The following is a 15,406-nucleotide window of genomic DNA, read 5'->3' on the forward strand; positions in this document are numbered from 1 at the left end:
CGCTGTCGATCGAGTCGGCCGTCACCGAACCGGGTCCGGCCACGCACGGTTCGCTCGCCGGGCGTGGCGCCGTCGCAGGTTTCGACTCGCGGCCTCCGCGAGCACCCACCCACCGCTAAAGTGCGACGGTGAACACCGGATCCGCCAGCACGCTTCTCGACCACCTCCTCGAACCCCAGCCCGCGCCCGCCTGGTGGTTGGTGCTCGCCACCGCCGCGGCGGCAGTGATTCTGGTCGGTTACCGACCGCTGTGGCGGCTGACCCGCGCCGTGGTAACCGTGGCGCACGAGGGCGGGCACGCGCTGGTCGCGCTCCTCACCGGGCGCAGGCTGCACGCGATCACGCTGCATACCGACACCTCGGGGTTGACCGTGTCGAGCGGCAAACCGAGTGGTCCCGGCATGATCCTCACCGCGGCCGCCGGGTATCCGGCGCCGGCACTGCTCGGTCTCGGCTACGCGGCGCTGCTCGGGACGGGCCGGGTCACGGTGATGCTGTGGGCGACGCTGGTGATGCTGGCCGCGGTGCTGATCAAGGTGCGCAATGTGTACGGGCTGCTCACCGTGTTCGTGCTCGGCGCACTGGTGTTCGGGGTGTCGTGGTTCGGCAGTGATCTGTTGCAGGCCGCGTTCGCGTATCTCGCGGCGTGGTTCCTGCTGGCCGCCGGGGTCCGGCCGGTTTTCGAATTGCAGCGCAGTCGGCGCGGGCAACCCGGGCGCGCGGACTCCGACGCGGACCAGCTGGCCCGATTGACCCATCTTCCCGCGGTGCTGTGGGTGCTGTTCTTCACCGCGGTCTGTCTGGCGGCTCTGGCCCTGGGCGCGATGCTGATGCTGGCTCCGGTCCAAGAGCTTCATCCCCTGCTTCAGCGGTGATCGGCGATCCAATAGTCAACGGACTCGGTGACGAGCGAACTCGGCGGTTGGAGCGCGTTGAGGGTGACGCCCGCCTCGTCGACCCGCAGCGGCTCGAGCGTGTCGAGCTGGGAATCCAGCAGGATCGTCGGCATGAAGTGACCGAGCCTGCCAGTCATCCGGCGCAGCAACTCCTCGCGAGTGGCGGCCAGATGAACGAAGTAGGCGTTCGGCGCCTTCGCGCGCAGCCGGTCGCGGTAGGCCCATCGCAGGGCCGAGCAGCTCGCGACCCCGCCCGTCGTCTGATGGTCGACGAGCCAGTCCGCGACGGTGTCGAGCCAGGGCAGCCGGTCCTCGTCGGTGAGCGGGATGCCCGCGGCCATCTTGTCGATATTGGCCTGCGGATGGAAGTCGTCACCCTCGGCGTACGGGACTTCGAGCCGGTCGGCGGTCAGCGCGCCGACGGTCGTCTTCCCACACCCCGATACCCCCATCACCACGATGACAGGTTCGGCCACGGCGACCTCCTCGTCGAAAAGACCCCACAGCGACGCCTACGCGTCCTGCCAGACCGAGGGTAGCGACTTCCCGGCGACGATCAGGGAATCGGGCGGTCGGTGGGCAGGTTGACGAAGCTCGGCGCCGCGGGGTCGAGCCGCACGTGCTGGGGCTCGAGACCGCTGGCGTTCAGCATCGGCCGGAACGGCAGCGCCTTGGGCGCGTTGCCGGCGAAGACGTCGACGCGCAGCCGGTGCCCCGGCGCCAGGACCGCCTGGGTCGGGATGACGGCCACGTCGAGCTCGGTGGGCGCGCCGGGCGATACCGGGAGCAACCGGTCGACGGTGAGCGGGTTGAACGGGGCGGTGAAGTCGCCGTTGATCGAGCGCGCGCTACGGCGTTCGTCGACCGCCCGCATCGACGAGGTGAGCTGGCCGGTGGTGAGCACGGTCGAGGTCCCATCGGGCGCCACGTCGTTGACGGTGACGTTCCAGAATCCGTCGGTGGCATCGTGCACCGTGTTCAGCCGCACATTGATCGGTCCCGAGATCACCGTCTGTTCGGTCAGCGGGGCACTGGTGAAGGTGAGGCCGTTGCGTTCGGCGATGCGGGAGTCCTTCGCGCAGGTATCGAACGCGGCCGCCATCCCCGCTGAGCCCTGCGCCGCGTCGCGGGAGCAGATCTGATTCAAACCCGGTGCGACAGTGAGTGTTTCAGAGGCAGTCGGACCGGTGGCGCTGAGGGATCCGTCGTGCAAGCTGTCCTCGGTGCTGCCGCTGGGCGCGGCGGAGAGGTAGACGCGGCGATGCGTCACACCGGGCTGTGGGAACTCGCGCAGCGTCACCCAGCCGCCACCCTGTTGTTTCACCGTGACGGGCCCGAATCCTTCGACGCCGCTGTCGATGTCCTTGAGCCAGGTGTCGAACCAGGCCCGCTGCAGCACGTCCAGGCGCGGGGGTGCACCGGGAACACCGGTGCCCGCACCGGGATTGGCGTGATAGGTATCGCCGACCACGAGCTGCTTGCGCCCCGGAGGCAGCGGGATCTGCTCGTAGAGTTTGGTCGCGCTGTTGGCGAAGATATCGTGCCAGCCGCCGTAGACGAAGGTGGGCACCGTGATGTTCTCGGGGTGACCCATCAGCGCCTCGCGGAACGCCGAGGTGTCGTCGAGCGCACCGTCGAGCGCGGGCGGCATATTCGACAGCGACGGGGTGAGCAGCGACTGAGCGAGCAGGTCGAAGTTGGTGGTCGGGTCGGCGAGACGGTCGTGGAACCAGGTCCAGTCGAAGCTGCCGTCGACCATCGAGCCCACGTCGGGGACGAGTTTGAGCTGGTTGACCGAGTTCAGCCACAGCGGAAGGAAGGTGGTGCCGACACCGCCGCCGGGGGCGACCACGTCGCGCATGAGGTCGCTGCCGGGCTCGACCGGGAAGATGGCTTGCAACGCGGGTGGGGCGTGCTCGGCGGCCCGCAACTGGTTGATCCCGGCGTAGGAGCCGCCACTCATCCCGATGCGCCCGTTCGACCAGGGCTGGGTGGCCGCCCACTCGATCACCTCGCGGGTATCGAGCTGTTCGCGCGCGCCGAGGGTGTTCCATGTGCCCTGCGACAGGCCGGTTCCGCGCACATCGGCCACGACCACGGCATAGCCGGCGCCGACGAGTTTGCGATCGACGCCGAGCATGGTCTGAACCATGCCGCCGTCCAGCGCCTGCACGAGGTCGCCGAAACCGCTGATCAGGGTGGTGGACAGGTTCAGCCTGCGCACGATGTCGACGGCCGTGGACTGCAGGCCCGGGATCGCGGCGGCCGATTCGATCAGCCCTGTCACGAGTTTCGAATAGGGCGTCAGGCTGACGATCACCGGAAGCGGCCGCTGCTCGATCACCCCCGCGGCGTCGGCCGGGCGGTAGACGTCGGCCACGAGCTCCACACCGTCGCTCATCGTGATCCGGACGCCACGCTCCACCCGAACCTCGGGGTAGGCGCCCGGTCCGTCGTGCTGGGCGGTCCACCGCGCGGCCGACGGCTGCGCACCAGCGGGACCGCCGCCGCAGCCGAGTACGACGACCACCGCGAGAATCGTCACCAGAATGCGCACGAACCCGTGTTCGGAACCTCTACCCACCATGTCATCGCTCCCGACCGGTTCGTCGCCGACATCGACCGAGCCACCGCACGATCGGCGCCGAAACCATAACAGGGGTAAAGAGTTTGCCGAGTGAGCGTCGGCCCGCCCGGACTGTCGCTGTGAAGACCCATTGTTCCAGTTCAGCATGGTCGCGGGCTTCGCGTTTCTGTCGGTGGCTGGTGGTTGACTGGGTCTCGTGCCGGTGCGGTTGGGACCGGTCATCATTCCATCGCCGAGGAGGACGTTCGACATGCCGACACGCGACGAAGCTTGGCCGCAGGGAACTCCCTGCTGGATCGACTGTCAGGTGAACGACACCGCCGCCGCCCGTGATTTCTACAGCGCGCTGTTCGGTTGGGAGTTCCAGGACGGTCCGCCCGAAGCCGGCGGCTATCTCATGGCCACGCTCGACGGCCGCCCGGCAGCGGGCGTCGGCCCGAAACCGGAAGGCATGGGCGAGATGCCGTCGGTATGGACGACCTACTTCGCCGCCGAGCGCGCCGACGAGATCGCCCACCGGGTGAGCGAGTCCGGCGGGCAGGTGCTCATGCCACCGTTCGACGTGCTCGACGTGGGCCGGATGTTCGTCGCGGCCGACCCGGCGGGCGGAGTGTTCGGCGTATGGGAAGCCAAGGCGCACAATGGCTCCGGCGTCTACAACCAGCACGGCGCCTACTGCTGGAACGAATTGCACACCCCCGCCTACGACCGGGCGCACGAGTTCTACCACTCGGTGTTCGGCTGGCAGTACACCGAGATCGGCGACGGTGAGAACTTCACCTACTCCACGTTCGCGCTGCCCGGAGACGGCCACGAGCTCGGCGGCGTCATGGATGCCTCAGCACTGAGCACCCCGCCGTACTGGCTCACCTGGATCCAGGTCGACGACACCGACGGCGCGCTGGCCAAGGCCACCGAGCTGGGAGCATCGGTGATCATGGGCCCCGACGACGGCCCGTTCGGCCGCAGCGGCATCCTGCAGGCGCCCCAGGGCGAGGTGTTCGCCGTGATCGATCCGGCCAAGGCGGTCGGCGAGGTACCCACCGGTTCCTGAGCTCGTCAGGGCGTGACGATGGCGAAATTCGGGTCCGGCTTGTCGATCAGGCCGGGCAGCTTCGCCAGCGCGGTGACATCACCGTCCAGGGCGATGTCACCGCTCGCGACGCCCTTGCGTAGATCGGCGCCGCCGACCAGGGTGGCGATCAGCGTCTGACGGGTGAGGGTGACCGTAGCGTCGGGCGCGGGCAGCGCGTCACCGGGGAATCGGTCGTAGTGCACGAGCACGCCGTTGCGCAGTTCGACGCGGTGCACGCGGTTGTCCTCGTTGCTGATCCGCCAGTCCGTGCTCATCCGGACATCCCAGGCCTTCGGACCGTCGATGCGCAACGCCACCGCGTCGAACACCTGCTCCACGCTCAGCGCCGCCGCCATCCCCGAGGAGTTGGCCGTTGTGGGCGTGCCGAAGGAACCGTTGCGCAGTTCGTAGGCGCCGCTGAGATAGAAGTTGCGCCAGGTGGCGTTCTCCGCGCCGTAGGCCAACTGTTCGAAGGCGCACGCCTGCAAGTCTTTCGCCGTCTTGTTGGTGGGGTCGGCGAAGATCACGTAGTTCACGACCTGGACGACCCAGCGGTAGTCGGCGGCGTCGTAGGCCTTCTGCGCGGTGCGCAGGGCCGCGTCGGCGCCGCCCATCGCGTCGACGTGGCGGCGCGCGCTCTCCACGGGCGGGTGCTCCCATAGGTGCGCGGGGTTGCCGTCGAACCAACCCATGTACCGCTGATACACGGCCTTGACGTTGTGACTGACCGAGCCGTAGTAGCCGTGCGTGGACCAGGACGCGGTCAGCGCCGGTGGCATCCGCAGCATTTCGGCGATCTCGGCGCCCACATAGCCCTGGTTCAGCAGGCGCAGCGTCTGATCGTTGAGGTAGCCGTACATGTCGCGCTGCAGCGACAGGAACTCCACGATCCGCTCGGTGCCCCAGACCGGCCAGTGGTGCGACGAGAACACCAGATCGGATCGGCGACCGTAGCGGTTGATCGAATCGGTGAGGTACTGGGCCCAGACATGCGGGTCGCGCACGAGCGCGCCGCGCAGGGTGACGATGTTGTGCATGGTGTGGGTGGCGTTCTCGGCCATGCACAGGATGCGGCGGTCGGGGAAGTAGACGTTCATCTCCGAGGGCGCCTCGGTGCCCGGCGTCAGCTGGAAGACCATCCGCACGCCGTCGACGATCTCTTCCTGATCGGTGCGGGTGACGAGCACGGTGGGCGGGATCAGGGTCACCGTGCCGATCGACGTTGTCTGTCCGAGACCGGCTCCCACCTGGCCTTTCGGGCCGCGAGGCAGGGCGGCGCCGTACATGTAGGCGGCGCGGCGGGCCATCGCCGTTCCGGTGTAGACGTTCTCGGCGACGGCGTGCTCGACGAATCCCGACGGCGCGATCACCGGGCAGCGCCCGGCGGCGACGTCCTGCGGGGTGATGACGCCGTAGCTGCCGCCGAAGTGGTCGACATGGGAGTGGGAGTAGATCAGTCCGGTGACCGGCCGATCACCGCGATGCTTGCGATAGAGCGCGAGTCCGGCGGCCGCGGTCTCGGCCGAGATCAGCGGATCGATGACTACAACGCCGGTGCTGCCTTCGATCAACGTCATGTTCGACAGGTCGAAGCCGCGGATCTGGTAGAAACCCGGCGCGATCTCGTAGAGGCCCTGTTTGACCGTGAGCTGGGACTGCCGCCACAGGCTCGGGTTCACCGACTGCGGGCAGGAACCGGCGAGGAAGTCGTAGGAGTCGTTGTCCCACACCACTTTTCCCGACGGATCGGTCACTGTCCCCGGTTCGAGGGAGGCGATCCAGCCGCGGTCGGCGTCGGCGAAATCGGCGGTATCGCCGAAGGGCAGCGTGTCGGCCAGCGCGCGGTTGGCGTCGAGGATGGCCTGGGTCGGCTCGGTCTGCGTGCTCGACGGGGTGACGCCCGCCGGTTGGTCGCCGCAGCCGGTGACGGTCGCGCCGACAGCCACCGCGGCGGCCGCGCCGACCCCGACACCCAGCATCCCGCGCCGCGACAGCTCGCCACGACCCCTGTGTGCACTGCTCACCGATACTCCTTCGCTCCACGGCCGTCCGACCCGGACAACTATTGCAGACTAACTGCAATATATGTGCTATTTCTGAGCGATCGGCAGCGCGGCGAGCTGAACAGCGAGCAGCAACCGGTCCTCGGGGTCGGTCAGGTCGATGCCGAGAATCGCCTCCACCCGCCGAAGCCGATACCGCAGCGTGTTCGGATGCACCCGCAACGCGGCCGCGGCGGCACGCACCTCACCGTGTGCGCGCAGATAGGTGTGAACCGATACCCGCAGGTCAGCGGCATGAGCGCGGTCGTAGGTGTCGAGTTCGGCCAGGCGCGGATCGTGCAGGCGCGGGCGTTCACGGATCAGCTCCATGATCTCGGCCAGCAGCACCGCGGTCCTGGCATCGGCCAGTGTGGTGACCCGGCTGCCCATGGGGTCAGCGACCGGACTGTCCATGACCCGATCGACCTCGGCACGAGCGCCCGCGACCGCGGTGAGACCCGCGACCGGTGCGGCGATCGCGGCCCGCACCACCAGTTCGCGCGTCTGCTCGAGCTGGGTGACCAGCTCGCGGACCCAGGAACCGACGCTGTGCTCGGACTGGTAGGCGGGTAGCAGAACGTAGACCCGCTCGCCGATCGACTCGGTCACCGAATCGTCGCGAAAAGCGCTCGCGTGCAACCGGATCAGTCCACTCGATTCGGTCAGGCCCGCGGCGGGGCCGATCGGCGCGAAGCCGATCACCGCGGCGGGACCGGCGGTCGGCAGGTTCAGCGCGGCGGCCACCGAGGGCACGTCCACGCCGTCGCCGTGTGCCCCGAAGAGCCTGCGCACGAGCAATGCCTCGGTCGACGGCGCGTCCAGCCGCCGCGCGATGATCCTGGCGGCCACCGCCGACGCGCCGCGCAACACCTGCGCCGCGTCGGGGCGCAGCGGCGCCGCGCCCTGCTGCAGCCAGATGGTTCCGAGCATTCTCGATGACGCGCCGTCGGCGCCGCGCCGGATGCCGACGACGAGTCTGCGGCGGATATCGAGCTCGGGATGTTCGGGCACATCGACGACCTCGTCGCCGCGCCGGACCCGGTCGAACACTCCCCAGTCCCGCAGGATTCGCAGGTAGTCACTCGGGCCCTCCCTGCCGAGAATGGACTGGATGCGCAACCGGTCGGCCGAGGCGTCCGAGGCCGAATACGCCAGGACGTGGGACTGGGGATCTTCGATCGAGACCATGCCGCCGGTTTCCCTGGCCAGTACCTGCGCCAGCCCGAACAGGTCGGTATCGGGGGCGAGCAGATCGTTGTCATCGGAGGCGGCGCGCTGACCGGGTGAACGGGCCAGCGTCCGCCGGATCACCGAGAACACCCGATCCCACCGCGCCTGCCGGTGGACGTGCACCAGCGCGACACCCGCGTCGTGGGCGGCGACGCGCACCGCGGGCGAATCGTTGGCGCCCTTGGTCATGAGCACACGTGGTCGCTGGGCGGGGTCGCGGTCGCCGACGTCGCGCAGCCAGCGCGTTGTCGCGTCGGGGTCGACACCGACCAGCAGGTACACCTCGGGCAGCGCGCCCTCGGAAAGGTGTTCGGGCAGGTCGGCGGGTTCGACCACCGCGACGGTTCGCACCGCGATCCCGTCGCCCGCGGGGGCGTCGACGAGGGTGGCGACGGTGTGGTCGACGGCGGCGAGCAGCGCGCGCAACGTGATGGACCCGTCGGACATCGAACACCTCCGGTTTGGTCGATCGGACAAACAACTGACCGAATATTCAGCCGATCAGATGATTATGACCCCGGCCGACCGGTGTTGACTACGTCACATCCCGCTAGCCGCCACAACGCAGGAGACGCACTCATGGATGCCATCGTGAACACTCCGCCGCCGGTCAACGAACCGGTCGGCACCTTCGCTCCGGGCAGCCCGGAACGCCGACGACTCCAGACCGCGCTCGCCGAGTTGTCTGCCTCCCCCACCGAGATCACCCACGTGATCGGCGGCCGCCACCTGCCCGGTGCGGGTCCCGCCGTCGACGTGGTCCCACCGCATCGTCACGCCGCCGTCCTCGGCACCCTGCGGGAGGCGAGCACCACCGAAGCCGCCGCGGCGGTCGAGGCCGCCTGCGCCGCGGCGCCCGCCTGGCAGGCGATGCCGTTCGACGATCGAGCCGCGATCTTCCTGCGTGCCGCCGACCTGCTCTCCGGGCCGTGGCGGGAGCGGATCGCCGCCGCGACGATGCTCGGGCAATCCAAGTCCGCCTATCAGGCCGAGATCGACGCACCCTGCGAGCTGATCGACTTCTGGCGATTCAATGTCAGCTTCGCCCGCGAAATCCTGGCCGGGCAGCCGATCTCCGCGCCGGGGGTGTGGAATCGGATGCAGTACCGCTCGCTCGAGGGCTTCGTCTACGCGGTGACCCCGTTCAACTTCAGCGCGATCGCGGGCAATCTCCCCACCGCACCCGCGCTGATGGGCAACACCGTGGTGTGGAAGCCGGCCAGAAGTCAGGCCGTGGCGGCCTATCTGACGATGCGACTGCTCGAAGCGGCAGGACTGCCACCCGGAGTGATCAACCTGGTCAACGGGCCCGGTCCGGTGATCTCCGACGTCGTGCTCGCCGATTCACGACTGGCGGGCGTGCACTTCACCGGGTCGACGGCCACCTTCCAGCACCTCTGGCGTGAGGTGGCGCAGCGGGTGGACAGCTACCGCACCTATCCCCGGCTGGTCGGCGAGACCGGTGGCAAGGACTTCGTGCTCGCGCACCCGTCGGCCGATCCGGCGGTGCTCACCACCGCGCTGGTGCGCGGAGCGTTCGACTATCAGGGCCAGAAGTGTTCGGCCGCCTCGCGCGCCTTCATTCCGCGTTCGGTCTGGGCGACGATGTCGGAGGACCTGATCGAGGCGACCTCGAACCTGCGCTACGGCGATGTCGCCGATTTCACCAATTTCGGTGGCGCGCTGATCGATCGGCACGCCTTCGACCGCAATACCACCGCGCTCGAGCGCGCCAAGGCCACACCGGGCCTGACCGTGGTGGCGGGCGGACACAGCGATGACAGTGTCGGCTGGTTCGTCGACCCCACCATCGTGGTCGGTGACGATCCGACCGACGAGGTCTTTCGCACCGAGTACTTCGGCCCGATCCTGGCGGTGCACGTCTACGACGACAGCACCCCCACCGCCTTCGCCGACGCGATGGACCTCGTCGACAGCGGCAGCCCCTACGGGCTCACCGGGTCGGTGATCGCGCAGGACCGCACCGCGATCACCGAGGCGACCGATCGGCTCACCTTCGCCGCGGGCAACTTCTACATCAACGACAAACCGTCCGGGGCGGTCGTGGGCCAGCAGCCGTTCGGCGGCGGACGCGCCTCGGGCACCAACGACAAGGCGGGCTCGGCGCAGAATCTGCTGCGCTGGACCTCCGCGCGCACGATCAAGGAGACCTTCGTTCCGCCCACCGACCACCGCTACCCGCACCAGGCGCCGGAGGTCGACTGATGTCGGCGCTGCTGCGTTCGACCGTGCTCGCCGCCGCCCGCTCGCCCCGGCTCGAGCGCGCCATCACCCGACTGCCGGTCAGCCGCGCGGTGGTGGCCCGCTTCGTCGCGGGGACCAGCACCACGCAGGTGCTGCGAGCCTGCGAATCACTGTTGCGCTCACAGTGTTTCGTCAGCATCGACTATCTGGGTGAGGACACCACCGACCCGGCGGGCGCCGACGCGACCGTCGCGCAGTATCTGGCGTTGATCGCCGCGCTCGGCGCACTCCCCCAGGCGGAGGTAGCGGCGGGAGCTGTTCGGCCACTGGAGGTTTCGGTGAAACTGTCCGCACTCGGCCAGGCGATGCCGGGCGCGGGCCACGCCATCGCCCGCGAGCACGCCCGACAGATCTGCGCCGCCGCCGAGGCCGCGGGGATCTGGGTCACCGTCGATGCCGAAGACCACACCACCACCGATTCGACCCTGTCGATCGTGCGCGAACTCCGCGCGGACTACCCGTGGCTGGGCGCGGTGTTGCAGGCCTATCTTCGCCGTACCGAGGACGACTGCCGCGCGATGGCGGGCCCCGGTTCGCGCATTCGCCTGTGCAAGGGCGCCTACGACGAGCCGGAGTCGGTCGCCTTCCGCGACAAGGCGGAGGTCGACGCGTCCTATCTGCGGTGCCTCGGCGTGCTCACCGCGGGCGCGGGCTATCCGATGATCGCCTCGCACGACCCGGCGGTGATCGCCGCGGCCGGGGTGGGCGTGCAGGCGGCGCAGCGCAAGACCGAGGAGTACGAGTACCAGATGCTGTACGGCATTCGCGCCGACGAGCAGCGCCGACTCGCCGTCGCGGGCAACCATGTTCGCGTGTATGTCCCCTTCGGTGACCAGTGGTACGGGTATTTCGTGCGCAGGCTCGCCGAACGGCCCGCCAACCTCGGGTTCTTTCTGCGCGCGCTGGTCGGGAACTGACCGCGTTTGCCCGCGCACTCGGCGCCGCGGTCTCGCGCGCGGTCGGTGCTGAACCGGACCGTGTCGGAGCCGAGCGGGTAGGTCGGCGGCGAACTGTGCTGTGATGGGTCGGTGAGATCGGAGCGAGACGTCGACGCGGCGGGCGCGAGGCAGGCGCGCGTGCCGCGGCGGCGCGATCCGGCGAAGACGCGCGAAGCGATCATCGACGGGCTGCTCGCCGCCGTCACCGCGGGTGATTTCGCGCCGACCGCGCGCGCGATCGCCGCCAGAGCGGGGACCTCCGAACGCAGTGTCTTCGTGCACTTTCCCGATCGGGAAGCGTTACTGGTGGCCGCGACGCAACGCCAGTCCGAGATGGTCGAAGCATGCCTTGTCGTCCCGGATTCCGGTCTTGCCCTGACCGAGCGGATCACGATCGCGGTCCGGCAGAGCGCGGCGATCTTCGACCTGCAGCGCGTGCCTCGGCTGCCCGGGCTGCAGGAATCCCGAACGATCGACGCGATCGACGAACGGATGCGGCGCACCGACGATCACATCCGCGCCGTGCTGGCCGCGCTGTTCGCACCCGAACTGTCGCGGGCCGACGGTGGAATCGACGACGGGCTGCTCGACCTGATCGACGGGGTCCTCGCCTGGCCCTCGCGCCACCATCTGCAGGACCGGCGTGGGCTCTCGGGCGAGCAGGCGTCGGCGACGATCGAGCGCGCGGTGCGGTTGCTACTCGCTCAGCACTGATCCGGGCACGAGCACCCGCTTGAGGATCTTGCCGGTCTCCCCGCGTGGCAGCGCGGGCAGGAACGTGACATCGCGTGGGACCGAGAACCGACTCAGGCGGTTGCGGATGTAGGTCCGGACCATGTCCGAATCCAGTCCCGCCCCTTCGCGTTTCACCACGAACGCGGCCAGCCGCTGACCGAATTCCCGGTCGGGAACGCCGACAACGGCGACTTCGCTGATCTGCGGCAGGTGGGCGAGCGCCTCCTCGACCGGGCGCGGGAAGACGTTCTCCCCACCGGAGATGATCATCTCGTCGTCACGGCCCACCACGAACAACCGTCCGGCGGCGTCGAGATACCCGAGGTCACCGGTGTCGAGCATGCCGTCGGCCTCCTCCGGCGGCGCGGAGTTCACATAACCGTCGAACAGCATGTGATTGGCGACGAAGATGTGTCCGGTGGAGCCGACCGGCACCGGGCGCAGGTCGGGACCGAGCACCGCGACCCGGGTGCCCAGCGGCGGACGACCCGCGGTCGTCGGGGACGCCCGCAGGTCGTCGGGGGTGGCGACGCTGGCCCAGGAGACCTCGGTCGAGCCGTACACGTTGTAGAGCACATCGCCATAGCTGTCCAGGAATCGCAGCACCGTGGCTCCGGCCAGCGGCGCACCACAGCTGACCACGAACCGCAGACTCGACAGATCCAGGCTCGCGCGCACCTCGTCGGGGACCTCGAGCAGGCGTTCCACCATGGTCGGAACCACGATCACCGTGGTGATCCGGTGTTGCGCGACCGCGCGCAGGCAGTCCATCGCATCGAAACCGTCCGTCAACACCACGGTGGCGCGCAACGCGGTGCTCAGCTGCAACCCGGCCAGCCCCCAGGTGTGGAACAGCGGCGCGGGAATGAGCATGACCTCCTCCACGCGCAGCGGGATCCGCGAGAGCAGCGCGGCGATGGTGCCGAATCCCTTGGCGTGCGGGCGGCGTGCGCCCTTCGGCGAACCGCTGGTGCCGGAGGTGAGCACGATCAGCCTGCCGGGATGGGCGGGCACCGGGAAGTCGTCGGGCGCCTGGGCGATCAGGTCGTCGATCGTCGTACGGTCAGGGCTGGGCGGACAGTCGTCGGTGGTGTAGCGCGGTACCTCGTTGTGCAGGTAGCGGATCAGTGTCTCCAGCGCGCCGTCGACGAAGACCGCACTGAGCCGGTGCCGCTGCACGATCTCCTCGATCCGCCGTCCCGACAACCCCGCGTTGAGCAGCGCCACGTCGACGCCCAGTTTGCCCGCGGCGACCATGGTTTCGACCATGCCCGAGTGGTTGCGCGCCAGCAGACCGATGGCGTCGCCCTTGCGCAGACCGATCGAGTGCATCGCCGCGGCCAGCGCGGTGGATCTGGCGTCGACCTCGGCGAAGGTGCGGTGCCCGCCCGCGTCGATCAACGCGAGCCGATCGGGTTCGTACGCCGCGCCCGCCGCGTAGCCACCTGCCAGGTTGAATCCCCACTTCGACAGGGAGCGAAGCTGTTTCACGATCGACACCGGCTCGGGCCGCATCAGCCCGGTAGCCGCGATGTTGCGCGCCACCCCGGCATTGCGGCGCACCGACGAGCGTTCGGCGTTGACCACCACCGAGGAACGGGTGCCCGCGATCGAGTCGGAGGTCCGGCGCAGCCCGGCCTTCACCCAGTCGGTGACCTGCGCGTTCCCGCCCTGCTCCACCACGGGATGGACCCGCGCGGTCGCGAAGAGGGTGATGTCGAGCCGCGTTCGCTGCTGATCGCCACGCAGGCGGATCGCGGCGAAACTGCCAAGGACCGGGCTGCGCAGTTCGAAACTCTCGTACCAGCGGCCGATGGCGAGGACGAACTCGTGCGTGTGGATGCCACCGCTCGCCGATCCGACCCGCACCTGCCAGTGGACGGCACCGTCGGGGCGTTCCACCGGTTCGCAACTGCCGATCCCGGTGAACATGCGGGGGTAGGTCTGGGGATCGAGCAGTACATTCCACAACGCTTGACGCGCGATGGTGAAATCCGCGCTGACATCGATGACGTCGGTGACCAATACTCCGTGCTCTACTTCCCGTCGGCCTGTTCGACCCAATTGGTCGGCGGGCGAAAATGGGCGCTGCGGCCGTTACCACCTCGCGGGTCGCCACGCTACCCGGCGGCGGCGCCCCGTCATCAAGAATCGGACAAAACCGGTAGTTCGGAAGCATTTCGGCCGAATTTTGGTTGGTGAGCCATACCTTTCGACATCGCCGATGTGAAACTGTCCAACCCCTCGCGCGCCTTCCGGGACCCGGCGAAGGGTCAGCCGCCGGTGACCACGCAGGATTCCCCGAGACGGAAGCCCCTGCCCACACTCACGTTCGCGCTGCCTGCGATGCCGTCCTGGACCGCGGTCATCGTGTGGGGGCCGGTGTAGGACGGCACCCAGTTGAACATGGCGACACCATCGGTCGGTGCGACCACGGCCAGCAGCTCGCCGTTGTCGTAGAAGGCGACAGGAATGATGCCGACACTGAGCCTGGCCAGCAACTGGTGGGTGCATCCGGTGCCGTAGTTGGTTGCCGAGCCGACGCTGAGGTTGGGTTTCACCGTCAATTGCGAAACACCGGCCGAGGCGGTGGGTGCGCCGAGGGTCGTGGCCAGTATCGCCGTCCCGAGGGCAGCGAGGGTGGCGGCGAATTTCCTGTCACTCATGTTTCTCACGTCCTTGTGCTGCGGGGCCGACCGAACGCGAGGCCGGCGAGTCGGTCTCATCCTCACCCCATCGCGAGACCGATGGTGGGAGAACACACGAACTGTTTCGCCGACTACACCCGCCACCGGCGCGCGGGAGTGGTCGGCGGACTCGGCCTCGGATCAGCCGAGGAACGCGAGGATTCCGGCGGTGATGAGTTCGGCGTAGCGAGCCCGGCCCTGCGGCGTCTCGATCAACGCGGCGTCGGTCGCCGAACGCATGTTGCCGCATTCGACAAGCGCGCTCGGCCGTTCGGCCAGGTTGAGTCCGGCCAGATCCGCCCTCGGATTCAGTCCCGCCGAGCCCACATACGTCGACGGCACGGCACCGCCGGAGACCATCGCGTCGCGCAGCGCGGTCGCCAATCGCGTTCCCGCCTCGGCCTGTACCGGGTTCAGCGCGGGTTCTGCGTAGGCGATGTGGAATCCGTGCGCGCCCGCGCCGGTGTTGCCGTCGGCGTGGATCGAGACCACCGCGTCGGCGCCCGCCCGATTCGCGATGGCGGCCCGCTCATCGACACACGGTCCGACGCCCGCGTCGTCGGTGCGGGTGAGCAGCACTCGAACGCCTCGGGCGGCGAGCAGATCGCGCACGCGCAGGGTGACGTCCCACGTGAACTCGTGCTCGGTATAGCCACTCGCCGCCGAGGTCCCCGTGGTGTTGCAGGCCTTGGTCGCGCCGCGCCCGTCCGGCACCGGCGCGTTGATCTGATCGGGATGCGCGGCATTGCCACCGTTGTGGCCGGGATCGAGGACAACGGTGCGGTTCACGGTGGGCGAAGTCGGCGGCACGGCACTCTCCGAGGCAACGGCCATCACGGTCGACGGTGCCGGGTTCGCATCCGGGATGGTGGACGCGCATCCGGCGAACAGCGCCGTCATCGCGATCAGGCAGGCGGACAGGAACAGACGGGATCGCACCCTGACACCGTG

Annotated in this window: 12 protein-coding genes; 5 read left to right on the top strand and 7 right to left on the bottom strand. The window is 68.9% G+C overall.

Annotated elements, in window-relative coordinates:
* The first annotated feature begins 128 nt into the window (after positions 1 to 128).
* Positions 129 to 875, top strand: coding sequence for a M50 family metallopeptidase (locus NA12_RS04940; protein ID WP_067446476.1), 747 nt, complete (start codon positions 129 to 131; stop codon positions 873 to 875).
* On the opposite strand, the gene NA12_RS04945 is transcribed toward NA12_RS04940, so the two are convergent.
* Positions 866 to 1,348 carry a gluconokinase gene (locus NA12_RS04945; RefSeq protein WP_067447490.1) on the bottom strand — a complete coding sequence of 161 codons (483 nt, stop codon included), beginning with the start codon at positions 1,346 to 1,348 and terminating at the stop codon, positions 866 to 868. The two genes, NA12_RS04940 and NA12_RS04945, sit on opposite strands and share 10 nt — an antisense overlap.
* 104 nt (positions 1,349 to 1,452) lie before the next feature.
* Positions 1,453 to 3,483, bottom strand: a complete 2,031-nt coding sequence (locus tag NA12_RS04950; protein WP_067446479.1) for a CocE/NonD family hydrolase — start codon at positions 3,481 to 3,483, stop codon at positions 1,453 to 1,455.
* 307 nt (positions 3,484 to 3,790) lie between these two features.
* On the opposite strand from NA12_RS04950, the gene NA12_RS04955 reads away from it, so the two are divergent.
* The gene (locus tag NA12_RS04955; protein ID WP_243654913.1) at positions 3,791 to 4,537 is read left to right on the top strand and encodes a VOC family protein; all 747 of its coding nucleotides are present in this window, start codon (positions 3,791 to 3,793) and stop codon (positions 4,535 to 4,537) included.
* Positions 4,538 to 4,542: 5 nt separating this feature from the next.
* On the opposite strand, the gene NA12_RS04960 is transcribed toward NA12_RS04955, so the two are convergent.
* The gene (locus tag NA12_RS04960; protein ID WP_084472355.1) at positions 4,543 to 6,537 is read right to left on the bottom strand and encodes an alkyl/aryl-sulfatase; all 1,995 of its coding nucleotides are present in this window, start codon (positions 6,535 to 6,537) and stop codon (positions 4,543 to 4,545) included.
* 111 nt (positions 6,538 to 6,648) lie between these two features.
* Complete coding sequence (locus tag NA12_RS04965; protein ID WP_084472356.1) at positions 6,649 to 8,277, bottom strand: PucR family transcriptional regulator; 1,629 nt, start codon at positions 8,275 to 8,277, stop codon at positions 6,649 to 6,651.
* Between the two features lie 132 nt (positions 8,278 to 8,409).
* Here NA12_RS04965 and pruA point away from each other — a divergent pair, with 132 nt between their 5' ends.
* The 3 genes from pruA to NA12_RS04980 all read left to right on the top strand — a co-directional run bounded on the left by pruA (position 8,410) and on the right by NA12_RS04980 (position 11,747).
* Positions 8,410 to 10,056, top strand: coding sequence for an L-glutamate gamma-semialdehyde dehydrogenase (gene pruA / locus NA12_RS04970; protein ID WP_067446485.1), 1,647 nt, complete (start codon positions 8,410 to 8,412; stop codon positions 10,054 to 10,056).
* Positions 10,056 to 11,012 carry a proline dehydrogenase family protein gene (locus tag NA12_RS04975; RefSeq protein WP_067446488.1) on the top strand — a complete coding sequence of 319 codons (957 nt, stop codon included), beginning with the start codon at positions 10,056 to 10,058 and terminating at the stop codon, positions 11,010 to 11,012. Before pruA ends, NA12_RS04975 begins: the two co-directional genes overlap by 1 nt.
* Before the next feature lie 111 nt (positions 11,013 to 11,123).
* Positions 11,124 to 11,747 (top strand): TetR/AcrR family transcriptional regulator, encoded by a 624-nt coding sequence (locus NA12_RS04980; RefSeq protein WP_067446491.1) that lies wholly within the window; start codon positions 11,124 to 11,126, stop codon positions 11,745 to 11,747.
* Here the strand turns inward: NA12_RS04980 and NA12_RS04985 are convergent.
* The 3 genes from NA12_RS04985 to NA12_RS04995 all read right to left on the bottom strand — a co-directional run bounded on the left by NA12_RS04985 (position 11,730) and on the right by NA12_RS04995 (position 15,394).
* A complete protein-coding gene (locus NA12_RS04985) occupies positions 11,730 to 13,793 on the bottom strand; it encodes an AMP-binding protein (protein WP_067446494.1) in 2,064 nt (687 codons plus the stop codon). The two genes, NA12_RS04980 and NA12_RS04985, sit on opposite strands and share 18 nt — an antisense overlap.
* Positions 13,794 to 14,041: 248 nt before the next feature.
* Positions 14,042 to 14,434 (bottom strand): hypothetical protein, encoded by a 393-nt coding sequence (locus NA12_RS04990; RefSeq protein WP_067446497.1) that lies wholly within the window; start codon positions 14,432 to 14,434, stop codon positions 14,042 to 14,044.
* A 162-nt stretch (positions 14,435 to 14,596) separates the two neighbouring features.
* Entirely contained in the window at positions 14,597 to 15,394 is a 798-nt protein-coding gene (locus tag NA12_RS04995) for an N-acetylmuramoyl-L-alanine amidase (protein WP_084472457.1), read from the bottom strand.
* Positions 15,395 to 15,406: the final 12 nt, after the last annotated feature.

The sequence above is a fragment of the Nocardia alba NBRC 108234 genome (genome assembly GCF_001612665.1).
In the GTDB taxonomy this organism is placed as follows: domain Bacteria; phylum Actinomycetota; class Actinomycetes; order Mycobacteriales; family Mycobacteriaceae; genus Nocardia; species Nocardia alba.

What these genes read in the sequence shown, in the direction of transcription:
- NA12_RS04945 (WP_067447490.1), bottom strand. Translation starts at nt 1,348, where the DNA reads ATGGGGGTATCGGGGTGTGGGAAGACGACCGTCGGCGCGCTGACCGCC.
- NA12_RS04950 (WP_067446479.1), bottom strand. Translation starts at nt 3,483, where the DNA reads ATGGTGGGTAGAGGTTCCGAACACGGGTTCGTGCGCATTCTGGTGACG.
- NA12_RS04960 (WP_084472355.1), bottom strand. Translation starts at nt 6,537, where the DNA reads ATGCTGGGTGTCGGGGTCGGCGCGGCCGCCGCGGTGGCTGTCGGCGCG.
- NA12_RS04965 (WP_084472356.1), bottom strand. Translation starts at nt 8,277, where the DNA reads ATGTCCGACGGGTCCATCACGTTGCGCGCGCTGCTCGCCGCCGTCGAC.
- pruA (WP_067446485.1), top strand. Translation starts at nt 8,410, where the DNA reads ATGGATGCCATCGTGAACACTCCGCCGCCGGTCAACGAACCGGTCGGC.
- NA12_RS04975 (WP_067446488.1), top strand. Translation starts at nt 10,056, where the DNA reads ATGTCGGCGCTGCTGCGTTCGACCGTGCTCGCCGCCGCCCGCTCGCCC.
- NA12_RS04990 (WP_067446497.1), bottom strand. Translation starts at nt 14,434, where the DNA reads ATGAGTGACAGGAAATTCGCCGCCACCCTCGCTGCCCTCGGGACGGCG.